Below are 17,152 nucleotides of genomic sequence, written 5' to 3'. Positions count from 1 at the left end.
ATCGAAACGTTGTTTAAAAGCGACGGTGAGCGGCTGCAACATCCGGCTCCGTCTGAAGGAGGCAACGTCATGATACTGAAAAAAGGAGACACCGGCGATGCGGTCGAGGCCGTTCAGGCGAGACTGGGCATCAAAACGGACGGCATCTTCGGCCCCAGAACCGAAGCGGCGGTGAAACAATTTCAGAGAAGCCGGCAGCTCGAGGATGACGGCATCGTCGGTCCTTTGACCGCTGCGGCATTAGGCCTCAATCTGGAGGAATTCCTGACGACCGATATCCAGGACAGCATCCGGACCACGGCGGACGGCCTGTTGATCCATACATCCTATCTCGATAAAGACGAATACCTGAGCGGCCCGACAGACAAGTTCTATGTGTTTTTGCACCACACCGCGGGCGGTCACGATCCATACGCCACGATTCGCTCATGGAACAATGACGATCGCGGTCGCATCGCAACACAATTCGTCGTCGGCAACAGAAGCGTCAGGGGCGATACGACCCACGACGGCGAGGTCGTCGAATGCTTTCCGGATGAGGGGTGGGCATACCATCTCGGAAAAAACAACAGTTCCCTTCTTCATCCGCACTCCATCGGCATTGAGATCTGCAATTATGGATGGGTCGACCCGCGGGGAGGAAAATTTTACACCTACGTCAACAGCGTACTGCCCGACGATCAGGTGATCGATCTGGGTTTTGAATTCCGTGGATTTCGATACTTCCATAAATATTCCGAAGCTCAGATCGGCGCGGTGCACCAGTTGCTCAAGGAAATCCGCCGGCGCCATGATCAGGTCAATCTCCATGCGGGGCTTGTCGAGTGGATAGAGACCCAAAGCCCGGCCGAAGCCTTCGATTTCAAACCGGAGGCGTGCAACGGAAAGATCCGCGGTCTCTTGACCCACGCCAACACGAGGAAGGACAAGACCGACTGCAGTCCCCAACCCCTGCTGATCGACATGCTGAGGAATTTGTAATGACGACGCGCTGTCCGATGAAAAACAAGACGCGGGTTTCAAAAGTGCTCCCCGGGGTTTTCCTGCTGTTCTTTGTCGCGGTCGGCTGCGGAAACCTTCAATCCGGAAAAGCGGCCGCCCCCGGCCGTTCTCCTGACCCGACGGCGGAAACGGTGCATCTGACTTACACCGTGGTCGATGTCGCACCCGACGATATTCTCAACGTCCGGGCCAGGCCTGATGTGAACGCGGCCGTGGTCGGCCATATCCCATTTTACGGGGTGGATATTCACATTCGGGAAACAACCCGGAAAGCGAAAACATCGGCCTGGATGCCGATTCGCTACAAAGACCTGAACGGATGGGTCAACAGGCGCTATCTGGCCCGGCAGGTGGGGGCCATGGATGAGGCGGTTTCAGCGCGAGCCGGAGAAATAATGTGGGCGCTCAAGCAAAAAGATATGGCGCGTCTTTCCAGGCTCGTTCACCCGGAAAAAGGGGTTCGGTTCTCACCGTACACCTATGTCAGGGATGAAGATCTGGTCTTCCAGGCAGACGACATAAAGGATTTGATGTCAAACCCGTCGGTCTACCGCTGGGGGCGCTTCGACGGCTCAGGCCTTCCCATCACAAAGACATTTGGCGATTATTTCAAAAGATTCGTATATGATGCCGACTTCATCCGTCCCCAGGCCGTCGGCGCCGACACGGTCATCGGGAGAGGAAACACCATCAACAATATTCCGGAATTCTATCCCGAAGCGATTTTCATCGAGTATCATTTCGAGGGGATGGATCCCAAGCTTGGCGGAATGGACTGGCGAAGCCTTCGTCTGGTGCTGGAGACGCACCAGGGGAATTGGTACCTCGTCGGGATCGTCCATGACGAATGGACCATCTGAGAATCGCCGGGGCCGCCCGGACCGATGCCCCATCGGTTGCCTGAAAAAATAAAAAACTCGACTTTCTACCTTCACAGGCCGGTGCCGGGAGGATACAGTCCGAACGTTGAGGCTGAAGGGGTGCGTCCGCCTCAGGCGATGCCTTTGTCTCCTTCAGCCGCTGTCCGGTCACCATCATGAACGTCGAAAGTCAAGTAAAAAAAAACAGAGATGATCAAGGACGTCCTCGACACCATGGCGGACCTCCCCCTTCGGGCATGACCATGATCTGCGTCACCCGCGAGATGAGCGTTGCCCGGTGCCCCGGCATACCGTCGGCGGCTGCGATATTCGATCCTTGCGGCGGTGCCGTAATATCGGATCGGTATAGCCGCCCATGAAGGAGAATAACAATGAACGATCAGATCGTATCCACACTGAAGCAAAAACTTCGCGGACGACTCGTCAGTCCCGGTGATGCGGACTACGATGTCGTCCGGTCTCTTTACAACGGCATGATCGACAAGCGACCACGCCTGATTGCGCGCTGCCTCGATGTCGCCGACATCATCGCCGCGGTGCGCTTCGGCCGCGACCAGGGCCTGCCCATCGCTGTTCGCGGCGGCGGCCACAACGGTCCCGGCCTTGGCAGTTGCGACGGCGGACTGATGGTTGATCTCTCGATGATGAGAAGCGTGCGCGTGGATCCGGCGAGCCGAACCGTTCGCGTCGATCCCGGCTGCACGTCAGGGGATGTCGATCATGCCACCCACGCCTTTGGAATGGCTGTCCCGTTCGGCATCGTATCGACCACCGGCGTCGCCGGTCTCACCCTCGGCGGCGGCACGGGGTACCTCACGCGCAAGTACGGGCTTACGATCGATAATCTGATCGAGGCGGATATTGTCCTGGCCGACGGCAGTCTTGTCAAGGCCGACAAGAAGGAGCACCCCGATCTCTTCTGGGCGCTGCGCGGCGGCGGCGGCAATTTCGGCGTGGTGACAAGCTTCCTGTTCCAGGCACATCCGGTGGAGACGGTTTATGCCGGTCCGATCTTCTGGGAGACGGCTCACGCCAAGGCGGTGATGCAGGCCTATCGCGACTTCCTGCCGACCGCGCCCGAGGAGTTGTATGCATTCGTCGGCCTCAAGACGGTGCTCTCCATGGACCCGTTTCCAGAAGATTACCGGGGCAAACGCGCCTGTGCCGTGATCTCCTGCTACAACGGACCCCAGGCGGAAGGTGAAATGATCCTGGCGAAACTCCTCAAGACCTTGCCGCCGCCCATCTTCAACTGGATGCAAACGATGCCGTTTCCGGCGATGCAAGCGTTCTTCGATCCGTTTCTGCCAAAGGGGCTGCAATGGTATTGGAAGGGCGACTTTGTCAAGAGCCTGCCGGATGAAGCGATCGATACGCACATCGCACAGGCCGCGGAGGCGCCCAGCGAATTGTCGCTCATGCACCTCTACCCCATCGACGGCGCGGTCCACCGCGTGCCGAAAGCGGCGACGGCCTGGAGCATGCGCGACGCCACATGGTCCATGGTGATCGCCGGAATCGACGGCGATCCGGGACAGGCCGATGCCCTGAAGAGATGGGGACGCACCTACTGGGCGGCGATTCACCCGTTCAACCTGGAAGGGGCCTACGTCAACTTCATGATGGAGGACGAGGTCCAGGGGCGAGTCCAGGCGGCCTATGGCGAGAATTACCAGCGCCTCGCTTCTGTGAAAGCGAAATACGATCCGGAAAACATCTTCCGGATCAACCAGAACATCCCCCCGGCTCGATATTGACGTCAAAGCGACGTTCGAGGTGCCGGCCGCGCATCGCCCCGGAGGTGAGGGAATGCCGGGTTGCACGACATCACAATTCAACTTTCGACTTTCATGATGGTAACCGGCACCGGCCTATGAAAGTCGAAAGTTGAGATCACAATGCTTCCGGCTTGTCTGCGGGCAGGAAAATGCAGACAAGCCGGAACCGACATGATAATAGAGATGCCGTCGACATCTAAAACAGGACTATCCATGAAAGGAGAGACCACAACATGACCGTCGAGGTGAGATATCTTGTCATGCGAGATGGGAAAGAGGTGGGGATGTATCTGACGAAAAAGGAGGCCGACGAGCATGACAGGATGCTCGACATTGCGCTGGCACTGGCCGGTTTCATTGAAAAGGTTGAAAACATCAAGATCGATGAAGACACGCTGGAGGAGCTGACCATCCATCTGTCCCGGAACCGGGAGGATGTCATGCGGATCCTGAAGGGGCTCAAGCCGCGCATCGAGAAGGCTTCCGAAAAAACGGAGAAACTCATCGATATCAAGGAAAAGGGCAAAAAAGCCGTCGGCGCCAAGTAGGATGCGCCGTATTTCCGTTCGGTGTCCCATCGACACGCCGGCCAACGGCAACATGACGAATCGCTGCAACCGGAACAACAGGGGTTTGATATCATGAACTCAACTTTTGACTTTCATAGGCCGGTGCCGGGAGGCTGCGGCAAAAGCACGGTGGCGGCCCTTCATCGCCTTTCCTCGGGATATTCGCATCGACGAGCTGTCGGGAGGGCTGTACGGCGACACGGGACGGTATCCGGATTGGCGTCCGGCCTTATCGCTTTCCGTCTTGCAAGTCTCGGGGATCGGCCAGTCTTCCCATGAACAGAATGCTTCCGGTCGCGTGTTCGCGAATGAGAAAGATGAAGGGGTGATCCGCACGAAAGACCGGATATTCCCGGACGGACGTCAATGCCATTTCAACGGCTGTCGCGGCGGCGGCCTCCGTACCCGCCTCGTTCACATCCATAACGGCTTTGTGCTTGATCTGTGAGATCCACAACGCCCCCTTCGCCCCTCCCATGCCCCGAAAGTCGGCCTTTCCCGCGGGGTCAAACCCATCTTTCATGCCCAGTGTCTTGAGGGGAGGCACCAGATCATGCCCGGTTTCCATTCTGAATTTCGGCAGGAAGAGTTCCATTTCCTGTACGGACGCCGCATCCAGCTCCGAAAGCCATTGCATCAGCGTCTCCGTGGTGAGCCGCTTCTCCAGTTCCCCCAGGCCGTCCACGTCCCGCGGCAACAGGACCACCATGGACAGTGCCTCCCCTTTATAAGGCAGGGCAACGGCCTGAACGTCCGTCTTCGTCAAGCATCTGTAACGGTCTTTCCGATACATGAGACGCGCAGTGACCTGTTCCCTCGACGACAGCCTGAAGGGGGCTTCATGTGTCTGTTCATCCGCGAAGCGCCGCTCCCAGACACCCTTGAAATAGACGGCGTTCAGAAGCACACACACCGATTGGGGGTCGAGGGTTTCCATAATCCTTTCGATGTTGCCTTCCGTCTGCCGCCGGACCCACCCGTTGATCCGGTCGATCCCTCCGGTGAAAATTTCGGCGTTGTAGTTTTCCTTCAGCAGTGCCTTGAACGCCCTGTCCACATCCCCGCCGGTCAAACACAATGCGTTGGCGATGTTCATTCTCTGACCGGTTTTGCGCGCACCGGCCGTAAGTTTCCGGTTCAGACGATTGAATGCGGTATGCAGGTCGGGCGGATCGAGTTGGAAGTCCAAGGCGGCTTTCATCTCAACGGCCGTATTTTCGCGGGCCCCGGCATAGGTCATGGCCAACGCCGATGAAACGCCGTAGGGTGAAAACAACAGATTGCCGTTCGCAGCGCCGAGTTCACGATACAGCTTGACCGCAAAAGCGCTGTTTCCCTCGACAAGGGTGTCGACCGCCGAACATTCGGTGCGGGATGCAGTTGCCGGGTTCCCATATAGAACAATCGCAACGGCCAGAAGGACGGCGGTACATGTCGGATATATTCGGTTCATAAGGTTCCTTTCTCAACTTTCGACGTTCATGACGATGACCGGAAAGCAGTGCCGGGAGGATACGGCCCGGGCCCCTTCAGCGGTGAGTTTTAGTGCCGCTTAAGCGCCGCGGAGGATCAGCGGCCCGGACTGTTTGAGCGCAGCGAGTTTCCGGGCCGCCCGGAGCAAACTTTAGCGGCACTTGAACGAAACCGCGTGGGGCGCGGGCCGTATCCTCCCGGCACCGGCCTATGAAAGTCGAAAGTTGAATTCCTTTCATATCCTGATTCCTGAAACGAGTCAGTCCAGATCCAACGCCGCTTTGCATTGATTGCATTTCATGGCGCCGCGAAAAACCGTATTGCCGCATTCCGGACATCTATAGCGGGCCGCTTCGTCCCGAACCCATTTTTCAGTTCCGAATTCCCGTCGATACGGAACAGACCGCAAAATGACTTTTTTCCCAACGGCCATGGGAAAATCATCAATATGCCGGCAGGGAAAATCATCGCACTCGTGACACCCTGTGTACCCTTTTCCCCGGGCACAGTCTCTGATCTCGCATTGTCGGCAGTGCATGAAACGATCATCCGACAAACACCCGCCACAATGCATATCTTCCGTAGAAAGCGTTTCGCTGTTGGGGAGCGTACCTTTTCCCGGCTGCCCGCCCTTGTATAGATTGACCAATCGCGCCTTCAGTTTGGTGTTGTTGTCGCGCGACGCGATGTAAATGGCGCAGACACCGCAGTATAGACCGCAAGGAGAAATCAAATCGGGATTTATCTCCATTTTTAACCCTTCCTGATATAGTGACTCAACGTTCGACTTTCATGGGCCGCTATCCGGTCACCATCATGAAAGTTGAAGTAGTGAATTCTCATGTGGAACAAACCGGTCGGCTGTTGCCCATGGTGGTTATCCCTTGACTTTTTGGCGTCGCAGCGGTTAGACGATCTTGAGGAGTTCCACCTCGAAGATCAGGGTTTCATGGGGGCCGATGGCGTTCCCGGCACCGCCGGGGCCATAGGCCAGGTCGGACGGAATGAAAAGCTCGTATTTGGCCCCCTCGCTCATGAGCTGAAGGGCTTCCTGCCATCCCCGGATGACGCCGTTCACCGGGAAAGTGGCCGGTTTGCCGCGTTTGACCGAGCTGTCGAAAATATTGCCGTCGATAGTCCTGCCCTCGTAGTGGGTCTCCACCGTATCGGATGCCGAAGGGGTCTTCCCGCTGCCCTCCCGGATGACGCGGTACTGAAGGCCGCTTTCGGTCTCGACGACGCCCGCCCTTTCCCGGTTTTCCGTCAGAAAAACCCGCCCCTTCTCCAGGTTGGCCTCGGCCCTGCCGGATGTCTCGGTCTGCCGTCGCTCCTGAAAAGCGTTCTTGAACCCCTCCATGATCTGCTGCATTTCAGCGACGCGGATCCGGCTCGGCTCCCCGGCTGCGGCGCCTCTGAAGCCGTCGACAAAGCTGTCGACCTCGATGTCGATGCTCTGCCGCTTGAAATCTCCGGCGATGCTTCGTCCCAGAATATAGCTCACTTTTGTCATGTCCACTTTCATGTCGTCTTCCTTTCAGCGTCACTGAATGACCATTGTGATGAATCGATTTTTTTTCAACAAGCGAACACCCGCCACCCCATGTTCAACCCCTCTGACGATGGGGTTGTCCGGGCAATGCAGCGGCAACGATTTCGATGGGATGACGGACGGGCTTTCCGCTCATATCCTCCATCTGCATCCGGCAGGTGGGACAGTCGGTCGCCCCGAAATCCGCACCTGACCGATCGAGCCGGTGAATCATCTCCGCGCCGATCCGCCGGCTCAGATCGATATTGGCGGCGCTCATGCCCCAGATACCGGCCATGCCGCAGCAGCGGCTATCCAGATCGATCGTCTCGAGGCCGGGAATCCGTGAAAGCAGCTTGAGAGCGCTTTTCGGGGACGGCTGGACGTTGAGGTGACACGGCAGGTGGTAGGCGACTTTGACACCAAGGGGCGCGAGGTTCAATCGACCGGGGAAACGCTCGATCAGCCGGCTGATGTGCATCGTTTTTTCACGGACGATGCGCATCTCGGCCGTGTCGCAAAGATATCCCCATTCCTGCATCAAGGAAAGGCCGCAGGAAGAGCAGGTGACCACTACGGCATCCGCCGCAACCGCCAATCGCCCCCATCGGGCGAGGTTCCTCCGGATCCTTTTCGCCGCCGTCCGCGTCATGCCCTTGGCCAGCATGGGCAGACCGCAGCAGTGCTGCGGCGGCAGGCTGACGGTCATGTCCATGGCGGTCAGCACCTTTACGGCGGCCTCACCAATCTCGGGCCGGATGTACGTCGCGTAGCATCCCGCGAAATAGAGCACCCGGAACCGGCCCCCGCCGGATTCGCCGGGAACCCTTTCGAAAAGGTCGCGGGCAGGAAAATGCGGTGGTCTTCGCCGGGCGGAAATACCGGCGAACCGTTCAGCCGCCCTTCGGGCCATACGGGTATCCGCAAGCCCTTTCACCGCGTCGGGAAGCTTTCGGGCGAACCGCCCCGCGAATTCCGCGGCCGTCAGGAGCCGGTATTCGAGGGTCGGGCCGAACCGCCTTACATACCGGGCCCGGGCCTCGACGGCCATCCTGGGAATGTCGACCCCGGAGGGGCATTCGTGAAAACAGCTTCCGCAGTGGACACACCGGCTCATCACCCTCTGGAAAGCCCGTTCAAAGAGAGACCGCTCCGGAAGCGCCCCGCTGATAAGCCCCCTCAAGGCATTGGCTTTTGCCTTGGGGGACGCCTCCTCGTCCCGGGTGAGTTTGTACACGGGGCACATGCGGGTGGCCGCCGTCACCGTGGTGCATTTGCTGCAGCCGTGGCATTTTTCGATCTCCCGGACAAAACCCTCGGGCCATCGGAGGCGGTTGCGACCGGGTTCCCCGGCACGGTAGTCCGGGCCGTAGCGGAGGGGACCCGTCATCTGATTCGGATCGTCCAGGGTCTTGATCTCCGGGTTGAGGATCCCCGCCGGGTCCAGAAGACGTTTGACCGCGATGAAAAGGGGCCAGATATCCGGGTAGCACCGTCTTATGTAAGCACTCCGAAGACGGCCGTCGCCGTGCTCGCCGGAAACCGAGCCGCCCAGGCGATGAACGAGTTCGAAGACGTCGTCCGCCAGGGGCTTTAACAGCGCCGCATCCCCGGCCTTCCTGAGGTCGAGGAGGGGACGGGTGTGAAGCAGTCCCTTGGCGATGTGTCCGTAGGTTACAAAGGGAATCCGCCGACGGTTCAGGATCTCGTAAATGCCTTTGAAATACGGCACCAGTCGGTCCGTGGGCACTGCGGCATCCTCGATCAGGGCCAGAATCTTCTTCTCCCCCTTGAGCCGGTAGAGGATGGGAACCGCAGCCTTCCGCACCGCCCAGAACCGGGCCTTCTCCCCGGCCGAAACCGCGAGATGCGCCTCCCGGGCCAGACCCGCCGTTTCGACACATTCCCTGGCCGCTTCCGCCAATCCCGCGCACGTCGCGGCGGAAAAATCGTCGAACTCGACCATGAGGACGTTGTCTGCACCGATGGGGATCCTGTCCCGAAGGGTGGGATCGGTTTTCCCGGCAAGGGAAAGGAGCGACTTGTCCATGATTTCAATGCCCGACGGTCCCATGGGGAGTATGCGCTGCACCGCCGTCGCCGCGGCGACGATGTCGTCGAAAAAAGCGACGACCAGGCTCTCGTGGGGCGGTTTTTCCAAAAGCCGGAATTTCAGGCGGACGGTGATGCCGAGGGTGCCCTCGGCGCCGGAGATCAGACGGGTCATGCGGAGCCGGTCGCCGGCGACGAGTCCCCTGAGGTTGTAACCGGCGACATTGCATCGGACGGGGGGATAAGCGCCCTCGATGATCCCTCTGTTTTCCATATAGAGGCGATAAAGCGCCCTGAGATTCGGGGGCAGGGCTTCGGCGTCCCGGGTTTCAAGCTCCGAAAGCATGAGGGTGCGGCCGTCGCCCGTCACGACCTCGGCGTCCAGGAGGTAGTCGGCGACGTTCCCGTACTTGACGCTGTGGGCGCCACTGGCGTTGGTGGCGGCCATCCCGCCGAATGTGGCATACTCGCCGCTGGAGGGATCCGGGGGGAAGAAAAGCCCTTTTCCCGCGAGTGCCGCCTCCAACTCGCCCAGGCGATAGCCGGGTTCGCATTCGAAGGTACGACCCGCGGTGTCGAGCCGGATCAGACGGTTCATGCGGCGGGTGAAATCAACCACGATACCGCCGCCCAACGCCCCGCCGCAGAGCCCGCTCCCGGCCCCTCGGGGGTGGACCGACAGGCCCCGGGAACGGGCGAAGACCACGGTTTTGGCAACATCGCCGGCATGTCTGGGGTAGACCACGGCGGCGGGCGTCTTCCGGAAAATACTGCCGTCCGTCGAAAGCAGATACCGTCCCAGGTCATCGGTGCGGACATCCCCCGCAATGCTTCGGGCCAGGGCTGAAAACCGGTTTTCCGTCATGGATATACCTTCATCGAGCCGTTTTCACGGACAGCATCATTCCATGTCCCGGATCAGGTCGACGGCGGCTCTGAGGCCCAGGAGGTAGCTGTTGACGCCAAAGCCGGAGATCTGCCCCCGGACCACCGGCGCAATCACCGACACGTGCCGGAACGCCTCCCTGGCGTGGACATGGGACATGTGGACCTCCACGACGGGCGCCGCAAGCAGGCCAAGAGCATCCATGATGCCATAGCTGTAATGCGTCCAGGCCCCGGCGTTGATAACGACGGCGTCGGTCTTGGCCGCATGGGCCTGGTGGATTTTCTCGACCATCTCCCCCTCATGATTGGTCTGAAAACACTCCACCGCGACGTTCAGCTCCGAACCCAGCGCCTTCAAGCGACGGTCGATCTGGGCCAGAGTGACCGTCCCGTAGTGTCGGGAGTCCCGTTGGCCGAACATGTCGAGATTGATGCCGTGAAGGACGAGTATCGTTTTCATGTCGTCTTCTCCATCCGAGGTATGCGCCATTCCCCTGTCGATTATCGAATGAGGGGACCATACATCCCGTCAAAACCATGCTAATCCGTCTGATAGGCTTCAAGCAGACGCTTCGCCACCGCTTCAGGTGTCTGACCGGACGTATCGATTCCCTGAAACCGGGCATAGCCGGCCTCCCGCTCCCGCATCAGGCCGACAATCCGCTCAATGGGGTCTCCACCTTTCAGCAGAGGGCGCTCGGCCCCGGCGTCTCCGGAAATGCGCGCCACAATCTCCTCGGGCGTAGCCTTCAGGCAAAAAATCCGCCCGGTTTCGCCAAGGGCCGCGGCATTGTCGGGATCCAGCATCAGACGGCCGCCTGTGGAGATGACCAGACCGCTTTTCCGGCCCAACTCCCGGGCCGTTTCAGCCTCCATTTCGCGAAACGCCGCTTCCCCCTTCTCATTGAAAATCTCGGCAATGGTTCGCCCGGTCCGGACCTGGATCAGTTCGTCCGTATCCACGAAACGGTACCCCAATGCTTTTGCCAGTAATTTTCCCACAGTGCTCTTGCCGGTTCCCATGAATCCGGTGAGAATGATATTGGCTTTTGTCATCGTCCTCACCTCTTCAGGGACGAATCCCCCTGCCGCCCTGTCATATATTCGTTGAAACGCCAGATGTGCTTTCGGGCCAGATCGCCGGCCCGCTCCGCATCCCTTGATTTCACCGCCGCGAAAATATCCATGAGATCCTGATAGTTCTCCTCGAGTCGACGCTCGTCCGGGGGGAGAAAGGTATCGTAGTAAGGCTGGATGTTGTCGTGGACCATGTCGTGAATGAAAATGTAGATAGGGTTTCCGGTGATGCGGGCCAGGGTCTGGTGAAATTTCTTATCGACATTCAAAAACGCGCGCCACTGGGCAATGCCGCCCGCAACACATCTTTCCGCTTCGTCCAGGAGGCCCCGAAGCTTCTCGACATCGGTGTCCGCTGCCCTGGCGGCGGCCTTCGCCGTGACGATGCCTTCGATATCCTCGCGGAACTCGTGAAGGTGATCGAGGGAAATTTTCCGGAGTCGGAGCATAAGCCCGAGACTTTCAGTCAGGGTCTCGACCATGGCCGCCTTGACCATGGCGCCGCCGTTGACCCCGAGACGGACCTCGATCAGCCCTTTCTGTTCCAGCACCCGGAGCGCTTCTCGAAGGGTGCCCCGACTGACATGGAAAATCTCCCGCATCTCCCGTTCAGAAGGAAGTCTGTCCCCCGTCTGAAATTGCCCGCTCAGGATCGCTTCCTGGATCTGGTCGACCACATCCTGAAAAATCCGACTCTGCCGGGCGACGCGAAACGTGCTGTCCTTGCTGTTGACGCCGGGGGGTTTGGACATTTGTTGCAACCCTTTGTTGACGTGACACGCGCCGCGGCCGCGCCCATTGTGATATCTCTTCAACTGTCGACTTTCATGATGGAGATCGGAAAGATGCGGCCTATCAAAGTCCAAAGTCGAGATATCTCGATCCCCAAAAGGATGGATCATCGCATCGGCTCAGGCATTTATTTTTTATAATGATCCAACCATTACTTATCAAGGCCGGACGCTCCGGTCAACCGTCATGTATCCTACCGTGTTTCGGTACCGGGATATACCGACGCTCAGGGCCGGCTGAAACGGTCGGGGTTCAAAGGCCCGATGTCCAGCGGCGGCCGATCTTCGGTCGCCAGTGTCGAGACGATTTTTCCGGATATGGGGGCCTGGGTAATGCCCAGCATGCCGTGCCCGGTCGCGATAATGAGATTCTCCACGCGGGCCGTACGACCAATATACGGCAACCCGTCCGGGCTGCAGGGCCTGAATCCCTGCCATATCTCGACGAGATTCATGGAAGACGGGTCGATATCCGGAAAATAGGCGGTCATGCTGCGCACCACCGCCTTGATGCGCCGCTGCCGATAGACCGCATCAAACCCCGCAAACGTAAAAGTTCCCGCCACCCGGAAGGTCTCCTCCAAAGGCGTCAGCACCGTTTTGGCCTCTAAAAGTCCCACGGGGATCGTCGGACAGGTTTTCGTCCGGGTAAAGGTGACGCTGTATCCCTTGGCCGGCTGCATGGGGATTCGGATCCCGAGGCTCCCGAGCATCCGCGTCGACCATGATCCGCCGGCCATGACGACATTGCGGGCGACAATGTCTCCCCGGGTGGTTTCGACGGCGACGATCCGTTTCCCGACGGTCCGGAACCCCATTACCTCAGTCGATTCATGAATGCGCACCCCCATGCGTCGCGCCGATGCCGCCACCTGCAGGACGAAGTGCCGGGGATCGAGATGGGCGTCCATAGGGAAGAAGACGCCGCCGCCGGCCATGGTCCTGATGCCGCCCGTCATATCCCGGACAACATCCGCCCCAACGATGTCGAACGGGATGTCGAATGCCTGCAACAGAAGTGCCTCCTTCCGGATCTCGTCAAGACCGCGAGGGGTATTGAACACCGAAAGAAAACCCTGCTGCGCCAGCCGAAGGTCCAGGTCGGCCTCCCGGTTCAATTCCTCGAAGAGGGCAAGCCCGTTCAGGTTCAAGTCCCGGATCACCGGAATGGCGGCGTAAAAACGGGACGTGCGGGAGGACCGCTGAAACAGATGCATCCACCGGATCAGCTCCGGATCGAGACGGGGCTTGATGGAAAACGGACTTTCCGGATTGAACATCCATTTCAAGCCTTTCAGAATCTTGCCCGGCGAAGCGAGGGGAATGCTGTAGCTGGGTACAATCAGTCCACCATTTCCGGCGGAGCACCCCGAACAGACCGATCCCCGATCGACCACCACCACATCGATCCCTTTCCGCCGCAGATAATAGGCCGAGCATATGCCGATGGCTCCGCCCCCAATCACCAACACATCGGTTTCTTGTCGCCGTCTCATTTTTTCGGGTTCCATATCCTTTCTTCCGTTGAGTGCCGGAAAATCCAACCGGTCGAGGAGATCCGGAAGGATACCGGCACCGGTTACCGGGGGTCGTCGGCCGATACCTATAGTATCCGAAACCGTCATGGCAAGCATAACTTTGACGAAATTCTCAAAGGCAACATATCCTACTGAAACAAAAAAACATAAACCTGTCGAAAGCAACCCGGCCGCGCTTGATTTACCCCTTGATAATTTTTTTGAATGACGATAGATTATGATGCATGATGTATGAAATTATGGATCAGGCGACAAACCGGAAAACGACGCCCAAAGAGGATCATTTTCCGGTATATTGTTTTGGAGGCCGTCTAAAGCGCCGTTTTAGACCTTCTTTCGAAATGATCGGAAAACCGCCGGGCATTATCCGAAACAACTTGCCACCACAGAAAGGGATTTGACGCATGGAAGGTCGCATAAAATGGTACAATGAAAAAAAGAAGTACGGCTTCATCACCACCGAAGAGCACGGAGACATCTTTCTTTACCACAAGAACATAAAAGAATTCGGACACTTTGGATTTCAGGAGGATGATCTCGTAAGCTTTGACCTGAAAACCACCCCCCAAGGCAAACAAGCCATGAACGTTCGCCCCGTCAAGGCCTATTGATCCGATTTTTTAAAGGGGAAAATCACAACACCTTGCCGGCCTCCGACATCGCGGGCATTTCGCAGCCGCTTCATCATCATGAAAGGTTATCGAAAGATTATCCATATCGACATGGACGCCTTTTATGCCGCCGTGGAGCAGCGCGACCGGCCCGAACTTCGGGGCAAGCCGGTCATTGTCGGCGGCGATCCCCGTAAGCGGGGCGTTGTCGCCGCCTGCTCATACGAGGCCCGACGATTCGGCATCCATTCGGCCATGCCCGGAAAAATCGCTCTTGCCCGATGCCCTCATGCAGTCTTTCTCAGGCCCCGAATGGCGGTATATCGACGGGTGTCGGCAGAAATTCGGGAAATCTTCCACGAATACACCGACCAGGTCGAGCCGCTATCCCTTGACGAAGCCTTTCTGGACGTGACCGTGAACAAAAAAGGAAATCCGTCCGCCACCTGTATCGCGGAATGTATCCGGCGGGATATCCGGACACGGACAGGACTGACGGCTTCCGCCGGCATCTCCTTCAACAAGTTTCTGGCCAAGGTCGCCTCGGACGAGAACAAACCCGACGGCATCACCGTGGTGCCGCCCCACGCGGCCGACAGCTTCATCGGACGTCTGCCCATCCGAAAGTTCCACGGCGTCGGCAAGGTCACGGAAGAAAAGATGCTCGCCATGGGCATCCGGACCGGTGCGGACCTGAGAAGAATCTCGAGGGTAGAGCTCGTCCGCCGATTCGGCAAAGCGGGCAATTACTTCTACGATATCGCCCACGGCCAGGATCACCGGCCGGTCAATGCCGATCGGATGCGGAAATCCATCAGCAGGGAGATCACCTTTTCAGAGGACATCGAGGGGCGGGATCGACTGACAGCGGTGTTGCGGGAATTGGCCGATCGTCTGGAAATCCTCGTCAGAAAACACGCCGTCCGGGGAATGACGTTGACGATCAAGGTGCGATTTTCGGATTTTCTATGCATCACGCGGAGCGTTACCCTGGACCGGCCCATCATCAGCGCGGAGACCATGACAATCCAGGCCGGTCTCCTGCTCGACGCCGCCGATGTCGGCGAAAAACGGGTCCGGCTTCTGGGGATGGGGATCTCCAATTTTGAAATCCGCGATCCATCGGGAATCCACCGTCAGCTGCATCTACCCTTTTCCGCGGCATACTGCGACACTCCCGCCGGATGCGGTCGCCCCCCGGTTGCCTGAAACGATCATAATCGTCCCCTCGGCGATGATTGTCCGCTGAGCACCGCGGATGCGTCGATCCTGGGGATGCGTTGAAAAAGGATCAACCGTTGACGGCCACCATGGGCGCGGCATACCGCGCATCGATCCACCCTTTCTCACCGTCGCCCAGTTCGATATAGAGCCACCCGTCGGACTCTTCAGCGACGGTCAGGATCTCTCCCCGTCGCACTTGTCGAAACACGGGATGGCCGGCCCCCGGGCCGGACCGTACATTGAGCAGCGCCGCCGTGACGGAGACCTGGGTGTATTCCACCTCCCCCGAAGCGATCTGGGGAACCGCAACCGCCGGGGGTGATACCACGACATAACCCGACGACACCGGTCGGTAATAAACATCGTCGTAGTAATAGTAGATCGACCCGCCGACATAAAAACCGAAACATCCCAAGGGAAGGGAAAGGAACAGTGACCCGATGGGTGGTCGCACCCTGACATATCCTGGTGAATACCCCCAATAGGGACGCCCCCGATAGTAGGGCCGTCGGTGGTAGTGATAGCACTTCAATCCCGGACGGCAGATGTGACGCCGGTAGGTGCGTTTCACATTATGGCCGTACTTGGGATGGCGACCGTATCGGGGGACGGCGATTCCCTTTCTGTAATGCGACCGCCCATCCCGGTAGCCGGAAAACCGTCTTTCATGCCGGACGACATTGCCTTTGGAAATGCGTCCTCTCCGGTGATTATTTCGATTGACGACGTCGCGGCGCGAACGATGGATATTCTTGGGACCACGATATTCACCGGCTCGGGGCGCTCGGGGGTGCGCCCTCCGGCTCCGGAATTCCCCGCCGCGGGGCGCTCGGGAATGGTCCCGGCGGCCGTCATAACCTCGGGAGGTCCTGCCCGGACCGCCGTCGTGGCGCTGGAATGCGTCGGCATATCCGGCAGTGCCTACCAGCGCGACCGATAGAAAACCGATCAGGAATAGGATAACCCCTCTGACGGATCGGGTGATGTTGCCGTGGATCATGATGCCTCTCCTTCGGTTTAGGACAACTAATTAGTTAGACGCACAGGAGCGTAAAAAGTTTACACGATACCGCCCCCGCAGGCAGTCGTCAGGGCGGACACGCAGGTCCGCCCCTACATCGATCGGGGCGGAATCAACATCGGCGGCATTCACACGAATTCAACGTTTCACGGTGTAGGGGCGAACCTGTGTGTTCGCTCTCCCTCCCAATGCGGGTTCGCCAATTGTTTTACGGGGGATGGGATCGGGGTCGACCACGCGGTTATCGCGGCCGGCACGCGCGGTATCGGGGGACACGCGCCGTCAGGGCGGACACGCAGGTCCGCCCCTACATCGATCGGGGCGGAATCAACATCGGCGGCATTCACACGAATTCAACGTTTCACGGTGTAGGGGCGAACCTGTGTGTTCGCTCTCCCTCCCAATGCGGGTTCGCCAATTGTTTTACGGGGGATGGGATCGGGGTCGACCACGCGGTTATCGCGGCCGGCACGCGCGGTATCGGGGGACTCGCGCCGTCAGGGCGGACACGCAGGTCCGCCCCTACATCGATCGGGGCGGAATCAACATCGGCGGCATTCACACGAATTCAACGTTTCACGGTGTAGGAGCGAACCTGTGTGTTCGCTCTCCCTCCCAATGCGGGTTCGCCAATTGTTTCTCGGGGGATGGGATCGGGGTCGACCACGCGGTATCGCGGCCGGCTTGCGCGGTATCGGGGGACACGCGCCGTCAGGGCG

The 17,152-nt window shown here is 58.8% G+C and carries 15 protein-coding genes; 6 read left to right on the top strand and 9 right to left on the bottom strand.

Going from position 1 to position 17,152, the window contains the following annotated elements; all coding sequences use genetic code 11:
- The first annotated feature begins 69 nt into the window (after positions 1-69).
- The 4 genes from AB7S84_RS05600 (at position 70) to AB7S84_RS05585 (ending at position 4,209) form a co-directional block, all read left to right on the top strand.
- Positions 70-981, top strand: a complete 912-nt coding sequence (locus tag AB7S84_RS05600) for a peptidoglycan recognition protein family protein (protein ID WP_020876794.1) — start codon at positions 70-72, stop codon at positions 979-981.
- Entirely contained in the window at positions 981-1,862 is an 882-nt protein-coding gene (locus tag AB7S84_RS05595) for an SH3 domain-containing protein (RefSeq protein ID WP_020876795.1), read from the top strand. The genes AB7S84_RS05600 and AB7S84_RS05595 overlap by 1 nt, the downstream gene beginning before the upstream one ends.
- A gap of 392 nt (positions 1,863-2,254) precedes the next feature.
- Positions 2,255-3,640, top strand: a complete 1,386-nt coding sequence (locus AB7S84_RS05590) for an FAD-binding oxidoreductase (RefSeq protein WP_020876796.1) — start codon at positions 2,255-2,257, stop codon at positions 3,638-3,640.
- A gap of 254 nt (positions 3,641-3,894) precedes the next feature.
- Positions 3,895-4,209, top strand: coding sequence for a YebG family protein (locus tag AB7S84_RS05585; protein ID WP_020876797.1), 315 nt, complete (start codon positions 3,895-3,897; stop codon positions 4,207-4,209).
- Positions 4,210-4,459: 250 nt separating this feature from the next.
- On the opposite strand, the gene AB7S84_RS05580 is transcribed toward AB7S84_RS05585, so the two are convergent.
- The 8 genes from AB7S84_RS05580 to AB7S84_RS05545 all read right to left on the bottom strand — a co-directional run bounded on the left by AB7S84_RS05580 (position 4,460) and on the right by AB7S84_RS05545 (position 13,550).
- Complete coding sequence (locus AB7S84_RS05580) at positions 4,460-5,683, bottom strand: serpin family protein (protein ID WP_020876798.1); 1,224 nt, start codon at positions 5,681-5,683, stop codon at positions 4,460-4,462.
- Between the two features lie 279 nt (positions 5,684-5,962).
- Positions 5,963-6,454, bottom strand: a complete 492-nt coding sequence (locus AB7S84_RS05575; RefSeq protein WP_428153331.1) for a DUF3795 domain-containing protein — start codon at positions 6,452-6,454, stop codon at positions 5,963-5,965.
- Between the two features lie 156 nt (positions 6,455-6,610).
- Complete coding sequence (locus tag AB7S84_RS05570; protein ID WP_020875885.1) at positions 6,611-7,225, bottom strand: FKBP-type peptidyl-prolyl cis-trans isomerase; 615 nt, start codon at positions 7,223-7,225, stop codon at positions 6,611-6,613.
- Between the two features lie 82 nt (positions 7,226-7,307).
- Positions 7,308-10,148 carry an FAD-binding and (Fe-S)-binding domain-containing protein gene (locus AB7S84_RS05565; protein WP_020875884.1) on the bottom strand — a complete coding sequence of 947 codons (2,841 nt, stop codon included), beginning with the start codon at positions 10,146-10,148 and terminating at the stop codon, positions 7,308-7,310.
- Between the two features lie 36 nt (positions 10,149-10,184).
- Positions 10,185-10,631, bottom strand: a complete 447-nt coding sequence (aroQ, locus tag AB7S84_RS05560; protein WP_020875883.1) for a type II 3-dehydroquinate dehydratase — start codon at positions 10,629-10,631, stop codon at positions 10,185-10,187.
- An 80-nt stretch (positions 10,632-10,711) separates the two neighbouring features.
- Entirely contained in the window at positions 10,712-11,227 is a 516-nt protein-coding gene (locus tag AB7S84_RS05555; RefSeq protein ID WP_428153328.1) for a shikimate kinase, read from the bottom strand.
- Between the two features lie 5 nt (positions 11,228-11,232).
- A complete protein-coding gene (locus AB7S84_RS05550; protein WP_144016504.1) occupies positions 11,233-12,000 on the bottom strand; it encodes a FadR/GntR family transcriptional regulator in 768 nt (255 codons plus the stop codon).
- Between the two features lie 266 nt (positions 12,001-12,266).
- Complete coding sequence (locus AB7S84_RS05545; protein ID WP_159449724.1) at positions 12,267-13,550, bottom strand: NAD(P)/FAD-dependent oxidoreductase; 1,284 nt, start codon at positions 13,548-13,550, stop codon at positions 12,267-12,269.
- Positions 13,551-13,981: 431 nt separating this feature from the next.
- Here AB7S84_RS05545 and AB7S84_RS05540 point away from each other — a divergent pair, with 431 nt between their 5' ends.
- Both AB7S84_RS05540 and dinB read left to right on the top strand, forming a co-directional pair.
- The gene (locus AB7S84_RS05540) at positions 13,982-14,188 is read left to right on the top strand and encodes a cold-shock protein (protein WP_020875879.1); all 207 of its coding nucleotides are present in this window, start codon (positions 13,982-13,984) and stop codon (positions 14,186-14,188) included.
- A gap of 78 nt (positions 14,189-14,266) precedes the next feature.
- Positions 14,267-15,397 (top strand): DNA polymerase IV, encoded by a 1,131-nt coding sequence (gene dinB / locus AB7S84_RS05535; protein WP_428153324.1) that lies wholly within the window; start codon positions 14,267-14,269, stop codon positions 15,395-15,397.
- An 82-nt stretch (positions 15,398-15,479) separates the two neighbouring features.
- On the opposite strand, the gene AB7S84_RS05530 is transcribed toward dinB, so the two are convergent.
- Entirely contained in the window at positions 15,480-16,412 is a 933-nt protein-coding gene (locus tag AB7S84_RS05530) for an SH3 domain-containing protein (RefSeq protein ID WP_428153322.1), read from the bottom strand.
- Between the last annotated feature and the right edge of the window lie 740 nt (positions 16,413-17,152).

This window comes from Desulfococcus sp. (assembly GCF_050178255.1).
Classification (GTDB): Bacteria; Desulfobacterota; Desulfobacteria; order Desulfobacterales; family Desulfococcaceae; genus Desulfococcus; species Desulfococcus multivorans.
This window is presented reverse-complemented; position numbering and strand designations above follow the sequence as displayed.

What these genes read in the sequence shown, in the direction of transcription:
- AB7S84_RS05565 (WP_020875884.1), bottom strand. Translation starts at nt 10,148, where the DNA reads ATGACGGAAAACCGGTTTTCAGCCCTGGCCCGAAGCATTGCGGGGGAT.
- AB7S84_RS05580 (WP_020876798.1), bottom strand. Translation starts at nt 5,683, where the DNA reads ATGAACCGAATATATCCGACATGTACCGCCGTCCTTCTGGCCGTTGCG.
- AB7S84_RS05550 (WP_144016504.1), bottom strand. Translation starts at nt 12,000, where the DNA reads ATGTCCAAACCCCCCGGCGTCAACAGCAAGGACAGCACGTTTCGCGTC.
- AB7S84_RS05585 (WP_020876797.1), top strand. Translation starts at nt 3,895, where the DNA reads ATGACCGTCGAGGTGAGATATCTTGTCATGCGAGATGGGAAAGAGGTG.
- AB7S84_RS05530 (WP_428153322.1), bottom strand. Translation starts at nt 16,412, where the DNA reads ATGATCCACGGCAACATCACCCGATCCGTCAGAGGGGTTATCCTATTC.
- AB7S84_RS05590 (WP_020876796.1), top strand. Translation starts at nt 2,255, where the DNA reads ATGAACGATCAGATCGTATCCACACTGAAGCAAAAACTTCGCGGACGA.
- AB7S84_RS05570 (WP_020875885.1), bottom strand. Translation starts at nt 7,225, where the DNA reads ATGAAAGTGGACATGACAAAAGTGAGCTATATTCTGGGACGAAGCATC.
- aroQ (WP_020875883.1), bottom strand. Translation starts at nt 10,631, where the DNA reads ATGAAAACGATACTCGTCCTTCACGGCATCAATCTCGACATGTTCGGC.
- AB7S84_RS05545 (WP_159449724.1), bottom strand. Translation starts at nt 13,550, where the DNA reads ATGGAACCCGAAAAAATGAGACGGCGACAAGAAACCGATGTGTTGGTG.
- AB7S84_RS05575 (WP_428153331.1), bottom strand. Translation starts at nt 6,454, where the DNA reads ATGGAGATAAATCCCGATTTGATTTCTCCTTGCGGTCTATACTGCGGT.
- AB7S84_RS05600 (WP_020876794.1), top strand. Translation starts at nt 70, where the DNA reads ATGATACTGAAAAAAGGAGACACCGGCGATGCGGTCGAGGCCGTTCAG.
- AB7S84_RS05555 (WP_428153328.1), bottom strand. Translation starts at nt 11,227, where the DNA reads ATGACAAAAGCCAATATCATTCTCACCGGATTCATGGGAACCGGCAAG.
- AB7S84_RS05540 (WP_020875879.1), top strand. Translation starts at nt 13,982, where the DNA reads ATGGAAGGTCGCATAAAATGGTACAATGAAAAAAAGAAGTACGGCTTC.
- dinB (WP_428153324.1), top strand. Translation starts at nt 14,267, where the DNA reads ATGAAAGGTTATCGAAAGATTATCCATATCGACATGGACGCCTTTTAT.
- AB7S84_RS05595 (WP_020876795.1), top strand. Translation starts at nt 981, where the DNA reads ATGACGACGCGCTGTCCGATGAAAAACAAGACGCGGGTTTCAAAAGTG.